This window comes from Chryseobacterium bernardetii, from assembly GCF_003815975.1.
Lineage (GTDB): Bacteria > Bacteroidota > Bacteroidia > Flavobacteriales > Weeksellaceae > Chryseobacterium > Chryseobacterium bernardetii.
In genome coordinates, this window is record NZ_CP033932.1 from 1,145,342 (window position 1) to 1,163,951 (window position 18,610).

Here is an 18,610-nt window from a genome sequence, read left to right on the forward strand (position 1 = left end):
ACGGTTTCTATTTTAAATTAGTCATTAAGCTTTAATACAGCCATAAACGCAGACTGTGGCACTTCTACCCTTCCGATCTGCTTCATTTTCTTCTTACCTTCTTTCTGCTTTTCCAATAGCTTACGCTTTCTGGAAATATCCCCACCGTAACATTTTGCGGTAACGTCTTTTCTTAAGGCTTTAATGGTTTCTCTAGCAATAACTTTTGTCCCCAATGCTGCCTGAACAGCAATATCAAACTGCTGTCTCGGGATCAGCTCACGTAGCTTTTCACACATCTTCTTACCAATGTGGTAAGCATTACTGTCGTGGATCAAAGATGAAAGAGCATCTACCATATCACCATTAATCAGGATATCCATTTTTACAAGTTTGGAAGCTCTGAATCCGATTGGGTGGTAATCGAATGATGCATACCCTTTTGAGATTGATTTTAATCTGTCATAGAAGTCAAATACAACTTCAGCAAGAGGCATATTGAAGATTAATTCAACTCTTTCTGATGTTAAATAACTCTGGTTAACAATTTCTCCTCTTTTCTCAATACATAAAGTCATTACAGCTCCTACAAAGTCTGATTTTGTAATGATAGAAGCCTTAATATAAGGTTCTTCAACTCTATCCATTGTGGAAGGATCCATCATTTCAGATGGGTTATTGATCATAATAGGAACTTCCGGTTCCTTTTTAGTATATCCAAAATAAGATACGTTCGGTACTGTGGTGATAACGTTCATATTGAACTCTCTGTCCAGACGTTCCTGTACGATTTCCATGTGAAGCATTCCTAAGAACCCGCAGCGGAATCCAAAACCAAGGGCAGCAGAACTTTCCGGTTCGAAAACCAAAGAAGCATCATTCAGTCTTAATTTCTCCAAAGAAAATCTTAATTCTTCAAAATCTTCAGAATCAATTGGATAAATACCGGCAAATACCATTGGCTTTACCTCTTCAAATCCATCAATAGGAGCTGCAGCCGGCTTCTCAAAAGAAGTGATGGTATCACCTACTTTTACTTCACGGGCATCTTTGATCCCGGAAACCAGATATCCTACATCACCACACTCAATTGTTTTCTTTGGAACCTGCTTCAGTTTAAGCGTACCCACCTCATCTGCTCCGTATTCTTTTCCTGTAGCAAAAAATTTGATCTTTTCATTTTTCGTGATGCTGCCGTTTACTACTTTGAAATAAGCTTCAATTCCTCTGAACGGGTTGTAAACAGAGTCAAAGATCAAGGCCTGAAGCGGTCCTTCAGGATCTCCTACCGGTGCAGGAATTCTCTCAACAATTTGCTCCAGTAAATGGTGAACTCCTTCTCCTGTTTTTCCGGAAACCCTTAATACATCTTCATATTCACATCCGATAAGATTCATGATCTCGTCAGTTACTTCTTCAGGATTGGCAGATGGAAGGTCAATTTTATTCAAAATCGGAATGATTGTTAAATCATTTTCCAATGCTAAATACAGGTTACTAATTGTTTGTGCCTGAATACTCTGAGCAGCATCAACAATTAGAAGCGCTCCCTCACAGGCAGCAATAGACCGGGAAACTTCATAAGAGAAGTCAACGTGTCCCGGTGTATCAATCAGGTTTAGAATATATTTTTCTCCTTTATATTCATAATCCATCTGGATTGCGTGAGACTTAATCGTAATCCCACGTTCCTTTTCCAAATCCATATCATCAAGCGTCTGAGACTGCAGTTCTCTTTGCGTAACAGTGTTTGTATACTCCAGAAGACGGTCTGCCAGGGTACTTTTACCGTGGTCGATATGGGCGATTATGCAAAAATTTCGTATGTTTTTCATTTAAGAATCTTGTAATTTGCAAAGATAAAAAAAAGAGAGAGATTATTGTCTTTCATCATCTTATTGTATCAATTTATTTAAAATAACCGGTAAAATCTAAAGACAAAGAGTGTCTTATTCAAAAATATATTTTCCGGTTAATGAATCCATATATACATTTGGTATATCTGAAGTATCAACATTTTTACCTCTTCTATTAGACCCGGAGTCAATGGCTGCACCAATTAATGCTCCAATCATTCCTCCTGCCATGGCTCCAATCATCTCTCCATTTCCATTATTGGCTGGAAAAAGCTCTGCTTTAGTGGCAACAACATAAAAGCCTTTCTCATCTCTTATCATTTCTAAATATCCTGCCGGGGTAGATCTGTAAGCTTTACCATTTTCTATATATCCAAATACCTCTTCATTACCAATGATCTCGTTGTTTACATCTGCATTAATATCTTTAATATGGGTTACTCTTCCTTTTTTATTTTTATCCGTAACATAATTAGGTTCAGGCTTCTGCTCATAAAATGATCTGAAATCTTTATAAACTCCATCTTTTAATTCCGTGCCGCCAAAAAGCGGAGAATTCCCGGTAACATATTTTTCGTAATTCGTTAAGTCTTCTTCAGACATTGCGCTTCTTAAAGGTACACTCACATAAGATTCCTTGATTATTCCGGTTACAACATTGGATATCTGGCTTGCTATATATTTAGGGAAATTAGAATCGGAGGTGATAACGTTTTGAGTACGGTTAAGAAAGTAATATTTATTGTTTCTTTTGATAAAACTTGAAAACTTAAACTTAATTTTTGTCATGGAAGTTTTCTCTTCCGGATTTTCATTATAAGCCTTTAAATCTTCCAGCATTAAAACAATATCATTATTACCTTTTGCTTTGTTATCCTTTGAAAACCAATCTTCAATATAACTTTTCAAATCATCATTGGCAAATTTAAGAGTAAAGGTTTCTTTACAAAAAGGTATATTTCCTATTTCTTTATCTGCTCTGTTGTCAATAACTGTTATTGCTTTTGTGTTTCCTTTTCGGTCTTTAATACTTTGCTTCAGTTCTACTACTTCTGTTTTCTGTGCGGATAATGAAACCGCTATCATTAAGAAGAAAAATACTTTTTTCATGAATAATTTCAGGCAAAAGTACAGATTTAAAGGCAAAATTAAACGGCTCTCACAAAAAAGATTTGTAAGAGCCGTCCAACATTAAAAAAATAAACTATTATGGGTTTTGTTTAGGTCCCGGAGCATTATTGTTTCCGTGAGGTTTTCTTTCGTTCATTTTATCTCTCATCATTCCCTCAGATTGAAACAGCTTCAGAACTTTCTGGCAGGGAATTACCTGCTGCATTTTCTCTGCATATTTTTTTCTGTTATCCAAAAGCTTCTGCCCTATTTCAAAGCTTTGCTGTAATTTAGCTTTAGCTTCTTCATCTGATAATGTTTCAGGGTTAAAGCCTGGATCAAACTGACTTTTTATCTGTTTCTGACTGTCAAGATACTCGTTATAAAGCTGAGTAAACTCTGCCTTATCTCCCGGATCCACATTCAGATTATCCATGATCATATTATTCCTGAATTTTTTAAGAAGTTCCTTTCTTTCTTCAGGAGAAAGATTATTGATGACTTCCTTTCTTTGTTTAGGATCCATCTTTTTCCAGTCATAATCGGTTCTTTGAGCATTTAAGCCAAGACCCAAACCATAAATAATAAAAAACGTCAATAGTATCTTTTTCATCTTTCTTTATTAATTATATAAGTCTAAATAAACATCCTGGGTAGAGTTGCTCGCCAATTCTGCAATTTCAGAATTAGAGAATGAGTCCAGATATTCATTCATCCGTGTTTCCTCTTTTTTGGTTACAGGCTTCACCATTTTTTGTGAAACAGTTTCTTTTTCATTTGCTCCCTCACTTTTCGCAGCGAAAGAAGTATTATTTTTCTGATTTCCAACTGTTTGATTATTATTTTCAACAGAAGTTAAATCATTTTTTAATGTTTCATAAGCAATCTCTGCTTCACTTGCTGGTTCTCCTTTATGAAGAACATATGCCTCTTTTGAATTCAGGTTTTTATCAACCGAATCATTATTGGAATTAATAATAAAAGTTACTCCAAAGATCAAAGCGAGTGACGCGGCAGCGGCATACATCCAGTTTAACTTAAAGACCGGTGCTGGTACTTTTTGCTCCGGCTTTATATCATTCATAACCCTCTCCTGAATATTTTCGAACAAATTTTCAGGGACTGTGTAAATGTTTTTACGTTCTAGTTTTTCTATGTCGAACTCTTTCATCTTTGTTTTCTCAAAAATTATCTTTCGTAATTTTCTTTAATATAATCTTCTATTTTCTGTTTGGCATAATGATAATTTGTTTTCAAAGTTCCTACGGACATATCTACAATTTTAGAGATTTCTTCATAGGGCAAATCATCATAATACCGCATCATAAATACCAGCTTCTGCTTTTCCGGCAGGCTTTGTATAGCGTTCTGCAATAAAATCTGTATTTCTTCAGCATCTCCTTCCACATTATCGGCTACAAGATTCTGCATGTGATACTCGGGATCTTCATCTGTTTTCTGCATTTTCTTCAGTTTATTAACCTGCTGCAATGCTTCATTGGTTGCAATTCTATACAGCCAGGTATACAGCTGGCTATCGTTTTTAAACTGATGAAAATTCTGATAAGCTTTAATAAAAGTTTCCTGCAAAGTATCCTGGGCAAGATCTCCGTCCACAATAATTCTTCTAATGTGCCAGTACAATCTGCTTTGATAGGCATCCATCAAGGCACGAACACCTTCATTCTGTGTTCGTGGATTCTGCATCAACGAAATAATTTCCGCGTCCTTAATCTTCATAAGATGCCTTTCACTGTTTTGGATTACAAAAATAACTGAAAGTTAAATTAAATACTCAATTTTCAGTTTAAATATTAAAAATAATATGAGACAGTTACGCAATAAACGTGCCTGTATTTAAGTTTAGAGTTTCTGCACCTTTTCTTCCTTTCCCGGCTCAGCTTAAAATCTTATATTTGTTAGATGCAAATTGTAATTATCGGTTCCGGAAATGTGGCTTACCATATGGCAAAGGCCTTTGGTTTAAAGGGCATTCCTCTTGCTCAGATCTTTGGGCGGAACGAAAAAGAATTGAGTAATATTTCTGAAGAACTTAGTATTCCTTATTCTACGGAACATCTGATAGATGCAGATCTTTATATCATCTGTGTAAGTGACAATTCTGTAGGAGAGGTCTCAAAAATGATTGACAAAAAGAACTGTCTGGTTGCCCATACTTCAGGTTCACTTCCAAAGGAAACCTTGAACGGGGAATACAGAAAGGCCAGTTTTTATCCGTTACAGACCTTTTCAAAATCCAAAGAACTGGAATACGAAAAGATTCCGTTTTTCATTGAGGCTGAGAATGAGGAGGATACAAAAACCCTTTTTGGGCTTGCTTCCAGAATTTCAAAAAATGTAATGGAAAGCACTCATGAAAAAAGAAAGTATATTCACCTGACAGCAGTTTTTGCCTGCAATTTTGTGAATCACCTTTTTTCAAGAGCTAAAGAGATATCAGACTCACAGGACATTCCATTCAGTTATTTTTTACCGTTAATTGATGAAACGGTTCAGAAAATCCATGAGATAGAGCCTAAAATAGCTCAAACGGGGCCGGCAGTAAGAAATGATCTTAGGGTGTTGGAATTACATGAGCAATTATTACAAAACGTAGAAAGTCTTAACATTTATAAGACAATGAATCATTCTATTCAAAAAATGTATGAGTTATAAAGAGAAATTAAAGGATATCAAGGCCTTTGTATTTGATGTAGACGGTGTTTTTACAGATGGAAGTGTTTATCTGATGCCTGGAGGAAATATGTGCAGGGTAATGAATGTACTGGATGGCTATGCAGTAGTTAAAGCCTTAAAAAACAATTATTTAATAGGAGTTATTACGGGAGGGAACGATGAAATGGTAAAACACAGAATCAATTATCTTGGTATTCAGGATTATTATCCGAAGTCTCATAATAAAATTGAGGATTTTGAAGATTTTAAAAAGAAATACAACCTTAAGAATGAGGAAATTCTGACCATGGGAGATGATCTTCCGGACATTCATATCATGGAAAGTTCTGCGATTGCAGCATGCCCTGAAAATGCGGTTCCTGAAGTAAAAGGAGTTTCTGATTATATTTCTCCGAAAAAAGGCGGGAGCGGAGCTGTACGTGATGTTATTGAACAGGTAATGAAAGTTCAGGGGAACTGGCATGATGATAATACCCAATCTGTATAACTGCATTTATGAAATTATTTTTAGCGTCCCAATCACCAAGAAGAAAAGAGTTGCTTTCCAGCCTCGGTTTTGAATTTGAAGTGGTAAAAATTGACTGCGAGGAAATTATTCCTGAGCATATTAAAATAGAAAATGCAGCAGCTTATCTGGCTGAACTAAAAGCAGATGCTTTCAGAAATCTTACTGCTGATGAAGTCTTGCTAACAGCAGATACTGTTGTGGCCATAGATCAAAAGATTCTGGGTAAACCCACTGATGAAACCGATGCCTGCAATATGCTTAGAAGCCTTTCAGGAAGAACACATCAGGTCTACACAGGAATTACCATTAAGACTGCAGATAAGATTTTTACGGAAACTGATGTTGCTGATGTTACGTTTAACGAGATCACTGATGAGGAGATCCAATATTATATTCAAAATTACAAACCTTTTGATAAAGCAGGAAGCTATGGAATCCAGGAATGGCTGGGAATGGCCAAGATCAAAAGCCTGACAGGTAGTTTTTATACCATTATGGGGCTTCCAACCCATCTTGTTTACAAAATTTTAAGAGAAATCTCCTTTATTTAAAAATCATATCGGCAGTGACCTCACAAAGATGAAATAAAATATTTCCGGAAGAAATATAAATATTATTCATTATAAAATTTTATTATTTTTACAAAATCATCAAACTGCTGATAATAAAAAGCAGATTAGCGAGTTATATTGAATAATGAAAAAGAATATATTGTTCCTTTTAGTGATTTGCCTCATTGCTTCTTGTGCTACCAAAACAAAGAAGCCAGAGCAGCGTTCCAAACTCCTGAAAGGATTCTCCACATATTACAACACCCTTTTTAATGCCAAAGATGCATTAAACAGCGAATTTACAGCCAGAGATAAGGGCCATAAGGATAATTTTTATGCTCCTTATATTCCAATTCTAACATTCGAAGAACAGCCTTTAGGAAGTGATTTGGGACAATCAACAGCTTTTGCAGAGAATTCCATGAAAATGGCAGAGGTTGTGAACAGACCATCCGGAAGAAACTCCGGAATTCCGAATATGCCAGGCGCTCCTGTAAATGATTCTGCCAATCCTGATGAAGCAGCTGCAAACAAAGGTGCAACAACCCTGGAAATTGCTGAAGCAAAAGCATTAAAGGCAATTAACAAATATTCTGTTACCAGAAACGGAGAAGAAAAAAACAAACAGATTTTTGATGCCTATATTATCCTTGCGCAATCCAGAATCTATAGAAATAAGCCGTTGGAAGCACTGGATGCTCTCAACTATGTCTTCACTCATATGAAGGATGATAAAAGGATTCCACTGGCAAGAATTTACCAAGGGGTGGCTTATGATAAAATCAAAGACTACCACAGGGCTCATGAGACTTTTGCCAAGCTAAAGAGTGACGGAATCAATAAGACTTACGCCAAGCTTTTAAGCATTTATTACGCAGAATCTCTTTTGGATGCAGGAAAAAAAGAAGATGCAGCCAAAGAACTTGATGTGGCTTATGATTTAAATTCAAACAGAAAACTCAAGAGCAGAATTGCCTATTTAAGAGGTCAGGTTCTTGAAAATCTTGGACAAAATGATAGGGCAAGAGAAAGCTATACGGCTGCCTACAAATATTCCAATGATTTTGAATTTGAAGTAAAATCTCAGATTGCCATTGCTAAAACATTCAATGGTAAGGGAGATTATAATGGTGCTAAACACTATCTGGAAGGGATCAGTAAAAAAGGAACTTATGGCTCCAGAAAAAATGAATTTTACTATGCTTTAGGGCTAATGGCCAATAAAGCAGGAAAACACGATGAAGCGCAGCAGTTCTTCAGAAAATCTTTATTTGAAAAGGTTTCTGACCCTCAAATCCGTGGTTTGGCGTATTATGAAATAGGGAAAAGCTATCTTGAAAAGAACGATTATATTGGCGCCGGAATTTATTATGATTCTGCTCTTGCCGTAATGACCTATGAGCCTTCAAAAATCCTATTAAAGGATCAGTCTGCTTACATCAAAAAGATCTCTAAGAACTATTATCTGATCAAAAAGAATGACAGTATTCTTTCTTTGGCTAAGATGGATAATGCCCAAAGAACTGATTTCTTCTCAAAATATATTGCCAAATTAAAGATTAAAGAAGAGAAAGAGGAACAGGAAAGAAAACGCGCAGAACGAAACAAAGGTTTTGACACCGGGGATTATAATGCAAATTCTATTTTTGCTAATAATAATTCTAATTCTTTTGAAGATTTTGGAGTCACTACAAAAGGTTTTTACTTCAACAATACCGGAACAGTAAGTAAAGGAACTTCTTCATTTAAGCAGGTATGGGGAGAGAGAGCCCTTTCCGATAACTGGCGTTTTTCCAAGAAAATGGCTTCTATTGAAGATATGAAAAGTGAAGCTCTTGGGGTAACTGCCGCTCCTAATCCGAGACGTTTTGAACCGGCTTATTACATTGAACAGATTCCAACAAACCAGGAAAAACTGGCACAGCTTAAAAAGGATAGAGATACTGCATCTTTGGGACTTGGTATTATGTATCAGAATTATTTTACCAATACTCCACTGGCTACCAAAACTTTGTATGATCTTGTAGATGTAAAACCGGAAGAAAAAGTAATGCTGCAGGCATTGTATGAGATTTTCGCCATGAATTATGAAAAAACTCCACAGGCAGCTGAAAGGGCAAAACAAATCCTGTTAGCTGATTATCCTTATACTTCTTACGCTGAATTTGCAAGAAATCCTAAAAACAATTCATTTGTAAAATCAACAGAGGAAGTTGAAAATGAATATAAGCGAGCCTACGCCCTGTATGAATCTGAGAAATTTACAGAAAGTAAAGAAGTTATTGATCAAACAATCCAGAAGTATCCGAAAGATGCATTAGTGCCGAAATTATATCTTTTAAATGCATTTAATACAGGAAAAGCAAGCGGAAAGGAAGTGATGATCCTCCAACTTGAACAGATTGCATTAAACTATTCCAAAACACCGGAAGGCATACGAGCTAAAGAGATGCTGAATTATCTGAAAAGTGACCTCAGCTTCCAGGCTACGGATAATAAAGGGAATGCTATCCCTCAAGAGCAGGTCTCTCCTGCCCCACCTGCCAATAAAAACAAAAATATCCCGGATGGAGCTAATGGAAACCTTAACAGCCAGGGAAAATTAAAAATCAATAATTCTGATCAGCAGGCACAGTCTATCCCGACAGGTAATATGGACAATAATCCACAACAAAAACCTGAGAAACCTAAATTAAGAAACAAGAATGTTCCGGATGGACCACAAAAACAATAAAATAAAAAGCGAAGATGATCTCTTCGCTTTTTTCATATATTTTCCAGATTATTTATGAACCTTTTTTCTTTACCCCATGGAAGTCCTTAAGATAAAAAGGCTCGAAATAAGCCATATCTTCAAATTCCTTATTTTTTATTTTCTCCAGAGTCTTTTTAATCAAATGTTGTGCAGATGGATAAATATCTTCTCTAAACTCTGCATTAGGCAGGTTTAAAATATCTTTAGCTTTTTTCGCTCCGTCTCCTACAAAGATCACTTTCTTATCTCTGAATTCTTCAAAAGAAGTTTCATCTAAAACCTTTGCTTCAGTTGCAGAGATTTCTTCCCCCGTAGAACCGTCATAAACGGCCGTATAAACCTCCATTCTCCTTGCATCAATCAATGGCACTATCAGTTCATAGTTTTGGCTTAAAAACGGCTCTATCATGCTTTCAAGAGAATTAACTGCAATAAACGGAACTTTCAATCCATAACAGAACCCTTTTGCAGAGGCTGCCCCAATCCTTAATCCGGTATAAGAACCAGGTCCTTTGCCCAAAGAGACGGCTTCAATGTCCTTCAGTGAAATTCCTGCTCCTTCCAATGCCCATTCTACATAGGTATGAAGACTTTCAGACTGTTTATAGTTTTCGGAAACTTCTTCACATATGCACAGCAGCTTTTCATTATCTGATACGGCTACCGAACAGTTTTTAGATGATGTTTCAAGATATAGAATTTTCATTTTCTTATTTTAAGCTATAAGGCAACCTTGCATACATGCAAAATTACTCTTAAAATTTTCTGCAAATTTAGTCCTTTATTTTGAGACTATTTTTTATAGATTGTCCTTGGTTCTGCCTGAGCGCTCGGATAAATACATATATCTGCAATGGTAACATGCTTCGGAGCATTTATACAGTATGCAATGGCATCTGCAATATCTTCAGCTTTCAATGGCTCATACCCTGAATATACTGTTGCCGCTTTTTCACTGTCTCCTTTGAATCTTACCAATGAGAAATCCGTTTCAACAGCTCCGGGCTGTATATTGGTTACTTTGATTCCAAATTCGGTAAGCTCTAATCTCATTCCTTCAGAGATAACGTCTACTGCTTTTTTGGTAGCACAGTATACCACTCCATTGGCATAAGTTTGTCTTGCTGCTACAGAACTGATATTTACAATATGACCTAAATTTTTAGTTTTCATTCCCGGAATAATCATCTTGGAAACATAAAGAAGTCCTTTTACATTTCCGTCAATCATAGAATCCCAGTCATCTGTCTTTCCTGATGAGAGTGGATCAAGCCCATGTGCATTACCGGCATTATTAATCAGAACATCAATATCTTTCCATTCTTCAGGAAGTGAATTGATCGCTGTTTCTACCTCATCCAGATTTCTTACATCAAACCTTAAACTAAATATTTCGGTAAATTGTAGTAATTCTTCTTTTAAAGATTCCAGCACTTCACTTCTTCTCCCACAAATGATAATCCTGTTCCCCTGTTTAGCCAGCAGCTCTGCAGTGGATTTACCGATACCGGAAGTAGCTCCGGTGATTAATATTGTTTTCATAAAACTGATTATTTATTTTGAATGTGCAATGTAGCAATATAACAATTTACCGATACCTGATATATATTGTTACATTGATAGCTCTTATTATTGATACATTCATTATTGTATTTTAATTTGCATCGAATGCCTGAAAAGCATCGGTTATATGATCTATTACTAGATTTTTATTTTCATCCGGCAAAACTGAAATGATATCAAACCTCACTTCATTCTGCTTGTTATATTCTTCCATATAATGGTTGGCTGCCAGGACAATGGATCTGATCTTTGTTTTGGTAACCGCTTCCTGGGGCAGCATGAAGACATCCGTAGATCTTGCCTTTACTTCAACAATAATGATAAGATCATCTTTTTCGGTAATGATATCAATCTCTGCCTTCTGAAATCTGAAGTTTCTGGTCAGGATTTTATACCCGTTTTTCTGGAGAAAATCAGCAGCTATATCTTCAGCAATCTTTCCAAAGTCATTATGATCAGCCATTTCAATTTTTTAAGGAGTAAAGTAGAGTAGTACTTTAAAACTCAACCTTAACTTTAGTATCAACTTTAACCTTAACGGTTCCACCCATTAAAAGTGGTCTGTTATCTTTGATATGCCCATTCGGAAAACCGAATACTACAGGGAATTTATATTTTAAAATCCTTTCCGAGATCAGTTTATAGGCAAACGCATCAAAACTGGCTTCGTAATCTTTATTGTCTTTTTCGTCACCCATATTAGTCATTCCGCCTACGATAAATCCTTTGATCTTATTAAAAACTCCAGCAAGTTCAAGGCTCATAATCATACGGTCAAGAGCATAGAAGTTTTCTCCGATATCTTCTATGAATAAGATCTTGTCTTTAAAGTCGAAAGAATATTTGGTCCCCAGAAGGGCATAAATAAGCGCCAAATTCCCTCCAACCAATTCACCTTCAATATTCCCTTTTTTATTTAATGGATGAGATTTTAGGCTGTATTTAGGCGCTTTTCCTTTTAAAATATCAAAGATCAGATCATAGCTTTCATCAGTAACTCCGAAACTGGATGTTTTAATGGTTTGTCCATGAATGGAAGCAAAACCTTTTTTTAGCAGATAGCTTTGGATCACAGTATTATCTGAGTACCCAATATACCATTTCGGATTCTCTATAAAGTTTTTCAGCTTCAGATGCTGAATCAGGTGCTGGCATCCGTAACCACCTCTGGAAGCCCAGACAGCAGCAATTTCTTTATCATTTAAAGCCCAGTTGATATCTTTTATTCTTTCCTTTTCTGTTCCGGCGTAATTATATCCGTTTGAAAATTTTGTGTAAAGATGTTCACCCAAAACAGGTTCAAATCCTTTACTTTTAATTAAATCTAATCCCTTTTCAAGTTGAGGAACATCTACGGCTCCGGCGGGAGATATAACAGCTATTTTAGCTCCTTTTTTAAGAGCTTTTGGAAAGATAATTTTTTTCATTTTTTTTGTTGATATTTGACTTCTTTTTTCTCGGCTTCCTCCAGCTGTCTGTCAAACTGATTAAACTTTTTAAAGCTTTGCAGGAAGATAAAGAAACTGAAAATAATGAGAATCACACCTACAACTCTTCTGATCTGGTTGGCCAGCTTCTGGGTAAGCTTGTCATGAAACTGCTTGGCCAGGAATATCTTGGCCAGGTCAATACTAAGGTAAGTTCCGATGACAATGCTTATATATAAAATAAAACTGCTGGTGTCCGGATATTGATTCCTTACCGAAATTACCGTTACCAGCCAGAAAAGGATGACTCCAACATTTAAAAGATTAAAGAAAAAACCATTAAAAAAGGTTTTTATATAGTTTTGGCTAATGATCTTATCTTCGCCAGGCATATGCATTTTAGTTTTTGTAACCAGCATCACGATCCCGTAAACAAAAATCAGAATAGAAGTGATCCTGTAGAACCCCGGATGCTTATCTATGAGGGTAACAATATCTGCGCTGGCATAATAGGCTGCTACAATACACAGTAAATCTGCAGTAATCACTCCAAGATCCAAGGATAAGGCATGTTTTGGGCCTCTTGAGAAACTGGTCTCTATTAACAGGAAGAATATAGGTCCTATAAAAACCAGACTCAACATGAATCCTAAAATAATGGCAGATAGTACAAGTTCAAGCATTTAGTCAATTTTAAAATGAAAAAGATTTCATTCCGTTTTATACAAAGTTATACTTTATGATTTAATTATTCAATAAAGATGTCATATATCAACTTTATTTTGTCTGAGTTTTTCGAGAGGAAGCAGAAAGCTGCGAAAAGGAAATTATAATAGTATGGATAAACAAATGTAGTTTAAAATACTATTTTTAAATTGCTAAAACAAAGAGGGTATCCCTGTCTCGGAATACCCTCTTTTTATGATTATTTTTTATTTCTGATTTTACTCAACAATCTTAAAATCCAATTGTTTTTGGATCAGGTTTGCTTTTACTACTTTGATCTGAACCTGATCTCCAAGTTGGTATTTATTTCCGTGTCTTACACCATATACGGCATGTGTTTTTGCATCATACATATAAGAATCGTCCACTAAATCTCTTAATTTAATAAGACCTTCAGCTCCGTTTTCCGGAATTTCTACCCAGAATCCAAATTCAGCAACTCCGGAAATAACACCTGTGAAAGTTTCACCCAAATGTTTTTCCATAAATTTCACCTGCATGAATTTAATGGAATCTCTTTCTGCATCAGCTGCCAGTCTTTCCATAGAACTGCAGTGCTTTGCTTTTTCTTCCAGTTCCTGTTTGCTTGGGGATTTTCCTCCATCCAGATAATGCTGAAGAAGACGGTGGGCAATCAAATCCGGGTAACGTCGGATAGGAGAGGTGAAGTGGGTATAGTAAGCAAATCCAAGCCCATAATGGCCTATGGGTTCCGTAGAATATACCGCCTTACTCATACTTCTCATCGCAAGGGTTTCAATCATGTTTTCTTCTCCTTTTCCTTTTACATCATGAAGAAGCTTATTCAAAGATTCTGCAACTTTCTTGGTATTGGCTAAGTTCATCTTATAACCGAAAGTAGACACAAAATCTCTTAACGATTCCAACTTGGCAGGATCCGGATCATCGTGAACCCTGTAGATAAATGTATTATTGGTAATTTCCCCTTTTCTGGTTAACGAGATAAATTCGGATACTTTTTTATTGGCTAAAAGCATAAATTCTTCAATCAGATGATTGGAATCTTTACTGATTTTGAAGTATACCCCAACCGGCTCATTATTTTCATCCAGATTGAACCTTACTTCACTTCTGTCAAAAGTAATGGCCCCATTTCTGATACGTTCATTACGCATTATTTTCGCCAATCTGTCAAGAGCATTGATTTCTTCGGCCAAATCTCCCTGGCCGGTTTCAATACGCTCCTGAGCTTCCTCATACGTAAATCTTCTGTCTGAATGAATCACCGTTCTTCCAAACCACTGTTTCTGGATTTCTGCCTGATCATTCAGCTCAAAAACTGCGGAAAAGGTATATTTATCTTCATGAGGACGAAGTGAACATACATCATTACTCAACACTTCCGGCAACATCGGAACAACCCTGTCTACTAAATATACTGAAGTTGCTCTCTGATATGCTTCATCGTCAAGAATGGTTCCCGGAACTACATAATGGGATACGTCTGCAATATGAACTCCAATTTCCCAGTTTCCGTTTTCCAGTTTTCTAATCGATAAAGCATCATCAAAATCTTTTGCATCCTTAGGGTCAATAGTAAACGTACAGATATTACGCATATCCCAACGCTTTGCTACTTCTTCATCGGTAATTCTTCTGTCAATTTTATCAGCATCCAGCTCCACTTCCTGTGGAAATTCGTAAGGTAAACCATATTCTGCAAGAATAGAGTGGATCTCCGTTTCATGTTCTCCCGGAGCACCCAATACCTGTATAATTTCTCCTTCAGGATTTTTATCTCCAGGTTTCCATTCCGTCATCTTTACAACTACCTTATCTCCGTCCTGAGCATTATTGAATTTTGTCTTTGGAATAAATATATCTGTATTGATTGATTTTTTATCACAAACCACAAACCCGAAATCCTTGTGAGCCACCTTCTGAAAAGTCCCCACGAACTCTGTTCTGTTTCTTTCCAAGACCTCCAAAACGGACCCTTCCACTTTCTTTCCTTTATAATGATAAGTTATAATAAGAACCTTATCTCCCTGCAGGGCATCCTTAACATTTTTAGCGTGAACGAAGACATCATCTTCCAATCCTTCTACATTTACATAAGCATTTCCACTCTGGTTAAAATCGATAACCCCAGTTAGCGTTCCTGCAATTTTCAGGTTTACGATATACTTTCCTCTTTCTACTTCTTTGATCTTTTCAGATCCCTGAAGTTTATGCAGCGCCTGAATCACAAGTTCTCTCTGTCTTGGATTTTTATAATCGATCCCGTCAGCAATCTGCTTATAATTATAAATTTTTGATGAATTTGCATTCATGAAACGAAGGATCAATCTTCCGATTTCCATCAGTTTCAAATCATTTTTATGACTTATATATTTTCTTTTTTTTGGCATTTTAATTTTTTTTAAATTACTAACTGCTATCTCACTGAAAGTGAAAATTCATTAATTCCTGAATTTCCGGATTCAAAATAATAGCCTTTATTGCAAAATCCTGTTGTATATTTATTCGGTTTATTAGACAAAGCTATAAAATCTATACCAGGACTTTCAATATCTTTATATTATTGTGTATATTTTTTTAAAAGCTCTTTCAGTTTTTTAACATATTATTACTTTTTGTTTCTGTCAGGTTAAAGCAACTTATCACAAAAAATAAAACCGCAGACACTTTTATTTCATCAAACCTTAATGTTTAATTTAATCTTGTTTTATCTAAATCTACTTTATAACGGAAGCTTTAGTTTTGTATAAATTTAATACAAATCTGGAGAAGAAAAGAGAAAACCTTCTTTAAAATATTTTTAAAATATTACAAAGGTTCAGGAGAAGTATAGAATAATAAATTCTATTGAACACTGCAAATGTACAAATAAAAAATAAATAAGGCCTGCAATTGAATTACAGGCCTCAGTATATTTTAGCAAACAGCAATTTTATCTACTCTGTTCTGGTGTCTTCCACCTTCAAATTCTGTTGAAAGAAATTTGTCTACAATTTCAATTGCCAGTTCTTTTGATATAAACCTAGCCGGAATGGAAATCATGTTTGCATCATTATGCTGCCTTGCCAGTGTTGCAATCTCCGGCATCCAGCAAAGTGCACATCTGATTTTCTGGTGTTTGTTTGCAGTGATCTGAACTCCGTTTCCGCTTCCACAGATCAGAATTCCCAACTCATTTTCCCCGTTTTCCACAGAGGTTGCAGCAGGGTGTACAAAATCCGGATAATCCACACTGTTTGTGGAAAACGTTCCAAAATCCTGAACTTCAAACTTTTCTGAAAGATAGTTTTTAACAATCTCCTTATATTCATAGCCTGCATGGTCCGCTGCAATAGCAATTTTTCTTTTCATAATACTCTTATTAAGCTTTTTTAGATTTTATTTCCTTACAAAGGTAAGAATAATAACAATTCGTGTTAGTAAACCGTGGGTTAATTGTGAAAAGGTATGTTAATAAGTGTGGAAAACTTTTTTCAACTTTCTATTTTTAAAGATGAAATTATTTCGTAATAGAAAATCTTTCCGAAAGTTTTTCCCACAACTTTCCAGATCTTTTCTCAAGCTATCCCCAGCTTTTTCCATAATAAAATAACTAATAATGCGTTGTTGGCAAAGTTATCAACAATTGTGAATAAGTGAGTGAATATGCAGGTTTACAAAGTTTTACAATGTGAGTTATTTATGAATTGTGTACCAGTTGAGTATTATAAACTTTATGCCTAAAACTTATCCCCGTTACTAACAATACATAACAACAACTACATTATTATTTTTTTAAAGAGAAAAGATTTGTTGATTAATGGGTGATTGGGTTCGGGGAAAGTTTTTGAAAACTTTTATTTCGATCAATCTGTTGAAAAAGTTTAAAACCTTACATTTGTGAAACGAAAAATCAAAGAAATTTGTGGAATTGCCTTTGCCGGATTTGTTGAAATCTAAACTGGGCCGGAAGGAAGACCATGAAACTTTAGAAAAAAAATCTGAAAATAAAAATGAAAACAATTAACGACTTCAATTTTAAAGATAAGAAAGCTCTTGTAAGAGTTGACTTCAATGTTCCTCAGGATGACCAGTTGAATGTGACTGACAATACCAGAATTGTTGCAGTGAAACCAACTGTTGAAAAAATCCTTAAGGATGGCGGTTCTGTTATTTTAATGACACACCTTGGAAGGCCAAAAGGAGAGGTGAAAGACCAGTTTTCTCTAAAACATATTATTAGTGAGGTTTCAAATGTTCTGGGACAGGAAGTGAAATTTGTTGATGAGTGCATCGGAGAGAAAGCTGAACAGGCTGCTGCTGATTTGAAGCCGGGTGAGATTTTATTATTGGAAAATCTACGTTTTCACAATGAAGAAGAAAAAGGAGATGAAGGGTTCGCTGAGAAACTTTCTAAGTTGGGTGATGCATATGTAAATGATGCTTTCGGAACAGCACACAGAGCACATGCTTCTACAGCTGTAATTGCTAAATTTTTTCCATCAACTAAATTCTTCGGTTTATTAATGGCTAAAGAACTTCAGGCGATCGATAAAGTTTTGAAAAGTGGCGAAAAACCAGTTACTGCAATTTTGGGAGGATCTAAGGTTTCAACTAAGATTACCATTATAGAAAATATTCTTCCTGCAGTTGACAATTTAATTATTGGTGGTGGAATGGCCTTCACATTTATTAAGGCTTTGGGAGGAAAAATTGGTAACTCTTTAGTAGAAGAAGATAAACTTCCTTTAGCATTGGAAATCTTAGCAAAAGCTAAGGAACATAAAGTAAAAGTATATCTTCCGTCTGATGCAATCATTGCTGAAAGTTTTAATAATGATGCTGAAAGAAAAGAAGCTGATATCTATGCAATCCCTGAAGGTTGGATGGGATTGGATGCTGGTCTTAAATCAAGAGATCAGTTCAACGATGTATTATTAAATTCAAGAACAATTCTTTGGAATGGTCCTATTGGAGTTTTTGAGATGCCAAACTTTGCCGGAGGAACAGTTGCTCTTGGAGACAGTATTGCTGAAGCAACAAGATTGGGAGCTTTCTCTTTAGTAGGAGGTGGTGACAGTGTTGCATTCGTTAAGCAATTCGGATACGGAGATAAAGTAAGCTATGTTTCTACAGGTGGTGGAGCAATGCTTGAAAGTCTTGAAGGACTTGAGCTTCCTGGCGTAGCTGCTATTAACAATTAATAGAGAATAAAATTCAATATTTTGAAGCCTGCTAATATTATTAGCAGGCTTTTTTATGCTTGTATTTTCATTGAGAAATCCTGAATTGTGTTAGCATTTTATAAGTTTTTGATATAACCTTAAGTTATATTAAATTAATATATTTTGATTTACTGAAAGTTACGTTTCTATACTGGCCAATAAAGAAAAACTTATGTTTTTGATCTAATAAAATTGAGAGATTTGCAGCATTTAATCTTATAAATTTGCCTAAATACTATTAGTTATTTTGTT

The 18,610-nt window shown here is 35.6% G+C and carries 17 protein-coding genes; 5 read left to right on the forward strand and 12 right to left on the reverse strand.

Features of this window, described 5'->3' with window-relative positions:
• Positions 1–17: 17 nt before the first annotated feature.
• The 5 genes from lepA to EG339_RS05400 form a co-directional block, all read right to left on the reverse strand.
• Positions 18–1,814, reverse strand: coding sequence for a translation elongation factor 4 (gene lepA / locus EG339_RS05380; RefSeq protein WP_123869205.1), 1,797 nt, complete (start codon positions 1,812–1,814; stop codon positions 18–20).
• A 114-nt stretch (positions 1,815–1,928) separates the two neighbouring features.
• Positions 1,929–2,945 carry a hypothetical protein gene (locus tag EG339_RS05385; protein WP_123869206.1) on the reverse strand — a complete coding sequence of 339 codons (1,017 nt, stop codon included), beginning with the start codon at positions 2,943–2,945 and terminating at the stop codon, positions 1,929–1,931.
• A gap of 97 nt (positions 2,946–3,042) precedes the next feature.
• Positions 3,043–3,558, reverse strand: a complete 516-nt coding sequence (locus EG339_RS05390) for a hypothetical protein (protein ID WP_123869207.1) — start codon at positions 3,556–3,558, stop codon at positions 3,043–3,045.
• Positions 3,559–3,567: 9 nt separating this feature from the next.
• A complete protein-coding gene (locus tag EG339_RS05395) occupies positions 3,568–4,116 on the reverse strand; it encodes a hypothetical protein (protein WP_123869208.1) in 549 nt (182 codons plus the stop codon).
• 17 nt (positions 4,117–4,133) lie between these two features.
• Entirely contained in the window at positions 4,134–4,685 is a 552-nt protein-coding gene (locus EG339_RS05400; protein WP_123869209.1) for an RNA polymerase sigma factor, read from the reverse strand.
• Positions 4,686–4,868: 183 nt separating this feature from the next.
• Here EG339_RS05400 and EG339_RS05405 point away from each other — a divergent pair, with 183 nt between their 5' ends.
• The 4 genes from EG339_RS05405 to porW all read left to right on the forward strand — a co-directional run bounded on the left by EG339_RS05405 (position 4,869) and on the right by porW (position 9,435).
• A complete protein-coding gene (locus EG339_RS05405) occupies positions 4,869–5,621 on the forward strand; it encodes a Rossmann-like and DUF2520 domain-containing protein (protein WP_123869210.1) in 753 nt (250 codons plus the stop codon).
• The gene (locus tag EG339_RS05410; protein ID WP_076352872.1) at positions 5,611–6,129 is read left to right on the forward strand and encodes a KdsC family phosphatase; all 519 of its coding nucleotides are present in this window, start codon (positions 5,611–5,613) and stop codon (positions 6,127–6,129) included. The genes EG339_RS05405 and EG339_RS05410 overlap by 11 nt, the downstream gene beginning before the upstream one ends.
• Before the next feature lie 8 nt (positions 6,130–6,137).
• A complete protein-coding gene (locus tag EG339_RS05415) occupies positions 6,138–6,701 on the forward strand; it encodes a Maf family protein (protein ID WP_123869211.1) in 564 nt (187 codons plus the stop codon).
• A 145-nt stretch (positions 6,702–6,846) separates the two neighbouring features.
• On the forward strand, positions 6,847–9,435 hold the full coding sequence (gene porW, locus EG339_RS05420) for a type IX secretion system periplasmic lipoprotein PorW/SprE (RefSeq protein ID WP_123869212.1): 2,589 nt from the start codon (positions 6,847–6,849) through the stop codon (positions 9,433–9,435).
• 52 nt (positions 9,436–9,487) lie between these two features.
• Here the strand turns inward: porW and tsaB are convergent, their stop codons facing one another.
• The 7 genes from tsaB to rpiB form a co-directional block, all read right to left on the reverse strand.
• Complete coding sequence (tsaB, locus tag EG339_RS05425) at positions 9,488–10,162, reverse strand: tRNA (adenosine(37)-N6)-threonylcarbamoyltransferase complex dimerization subunit type 1 TsaB (RefSeq protein WP_123869213.1); 675 nt, start codon at positions 10,160–10,162, stop codon at positions 9,488–9,490.
• Between the two features lie 86 nt (positions 10,163–10,248).
• Positions 10,249–10,998, reverse strand: a complete 750-nt coding sequence (locus tag EG339_RS05430) for an SDR family NAD(P)-dependent oxidoreductase (RefSeq protein WP_123869214.1) — start codon at positions 10,996–10,998, stop codon at positions 10,249–10,251.
• 112 nt (positions 10,999–11,110) lie between these two features.
• Positions 11,111–11,482 (reverse strand): YraN family protein, encoded by a 372-nt coding sequence (locus tag EG339_RS05435; RefSeq protein WP_123869215.1) that lies wholly within the window; start codon positions 11,480–11,482, stop codon positions 11,111–11,113.
• A gap of 34 nt (positions 11,483–11,516) precedes the next feature.
• Positions 11,517–12,446: a S66 peptidase family protein gene (locus EG339_RS05440; protein ID WP_123869216.1), complete on the reverse strand. Its 930-nt coding sequence runs from the start codon at positions 12,444–12,446 to the stop codon at positions 11,517–11,519.
• Positions 12,443–13,129 carry a LysE family translocator gene (locus EG339_RS05445; RefSeq protein ID WP_123869217.1) on the reverse strand — a complete coding sequence of 229 codons (687 nt, stop codon included), beginning with the start codon at positions 13,127–13,129 and terminating at the stop codon, positions 12,443–12,445. Before EG339_RS05445 ends, EG339_RS05440 begins: the two co-directional genes overlap by 4 nt.
• A 261-nt stretch (positions 13,130–13,390) precedes the next feature.
• Positions 13,391–15,544 carry a ribonuclease R gene (rnr, locus tag EG339_RS05450; protein ID WP_123869218.1) on the reverse strand — a complete coding sequence of 718 codons (2,154 nt, stop codon included), beginning with the start codon at positions 15,542–15,544 and terminating at the stop codon, positions 13,391–13,393.
• A gap of 526 nt (positions 15,545–16,070) precedes the next feature.
• On the reverse strand, positions 16,071–16,505 hold the full coding sequence (gene rpiB, locus EG339_RS05455) for a ribose 5-phosphate isomerase B (RefSeq protein WP_045492160.1): 435 nt from the start codon (positions 16,503–16,505) through the stop codon (positions 16,071–16,073).
• Positions 16,506–17,146: 641 nt separating this feature from the next.
• Here rpiB and EG339_RS05460 point away from each other — a divergent pair.
• Positions 17,147–18,337: a phosphoglycerate kinase gene (locus EG339_RS05460; protein WP_123869219.1), complete on the forward strand. Its 1,191-nt coding sequence runs from the start codon at positions 17,147–17,149 to the stop codon at positions 18,335–18,337.
• The last annotated feature ends 273 nt before the right edge of the window (positions 18,338–18,610 follow it).

Coding starts and splice junctions, on each gene's coding strand:
- lepA (WP_123869205.1), bottom strand. CDS start 1,814: ATGAAAAACATACGAAATTTTTGCATAATCGCCCATATCGACCACGGT.
- porW (WP_123869212.1), top strand. CDS start 6,847: ATGAAAAAGAATATATTGTTCCTTTTAGTGATTTGCCTCATTGCTTCT.
- EG339_RS05395 (WP_123869208.1), bottom strand. CDS start 4,116: ATGAAAGAGTTCGACATAGAAAAACTAGAACGTAAAAACATTTACACA.
- EG339_RS05410 (WP_076352872.1), top strand. CDS start 5,611: ATGAGTTATAAAGAGAAATTAAAGGATATCAAGGCCTTTGTATTTGAT.
- EG339_RS05435 (WP_123869215.1), bottom strand. CDS start 11,482: ATGGCTGATCATAATGACTTTGGAAAGATTGCTGAAGATATAGCTGCT.
- EG339_RS05445 (WP_123869217.1), bottom strand. CDS start 13,129: ATGCTTGAACTTGTACTATCTGCCATTATTTTAGGATTCATGTTGAGT.
- tsaB (WP_123869213.1), bottom strand. CDS start 10,162: ATGAAAATTCTATATCTTGAAACATCATCTAAAAACTGTTCGGTAGCC.
- EG339_RS05430 (WP_123869214.1), bottom strand. CDS start 10,998: ATGAAAACAATATTAATCACCGGAGCTACTTCCGGTATCGGTAAATCC.
- EG339_RS05390 (WP_123869207.1), bottom strand. CDS start 3,558: ATGAAAAAGATACTATTGACGTTTTTTATTATTTATGGTTTGGGTCTT.
- EG339_RS05460 (WP_123869219.1), top strand. CDS start 17,147: ATGAAAACAATTAACGACTTCAATTTTAAAGATAAGAAAGCTCTTGTA.
- rnr (WP_123869218.1), bottom strand. CDS start 15,544: ATGCCAAAAAAAAGAAAATATATAAGTCATAAAAATGATTTGAAACTG.
- EG339_RS05440 (WP_123869216.1), bottom strand. CDS start 12,446: ATGAAAAAAATTATCTTTCCAAAAGCTCTTAAAAAAGGAGCTAAAATA.
- EG339_RS05385 (WP_123869206.1), bottom strand. CDS start 2,945: ATGAAAAAAGTATTTTTCTTCTTAATGATAGCGGTTTCATTATCCGCA.
- EG339_RS05415 (WP_123869211.1), top strand. CDS start 6,138: ATGAAATTATTTTTAGCGTCCCAATCACCAAGAAGAAAAGAGTTGCTT.
- EG339_RS05405 (WP_123869210.1), top strand. CDS start 4,869: ATGCAAATTGTAATTATCGGTTCCGGAAATGTGGCTTACCATATGGCA.
- EG339_RS05400 (WP_123869209.1), bottom strand. CDS start 4,685: ATGAAGATTAAGGACGCGGAAATTATTTCGTTGATGCAGAATCCACGA.
- rpiB (WP_045492160.1), bottom strand. CDS start 16,505: ATGAAAAGAAAAATTGCTATTGCAGCGGACCATGCAGGCTATGAATAT.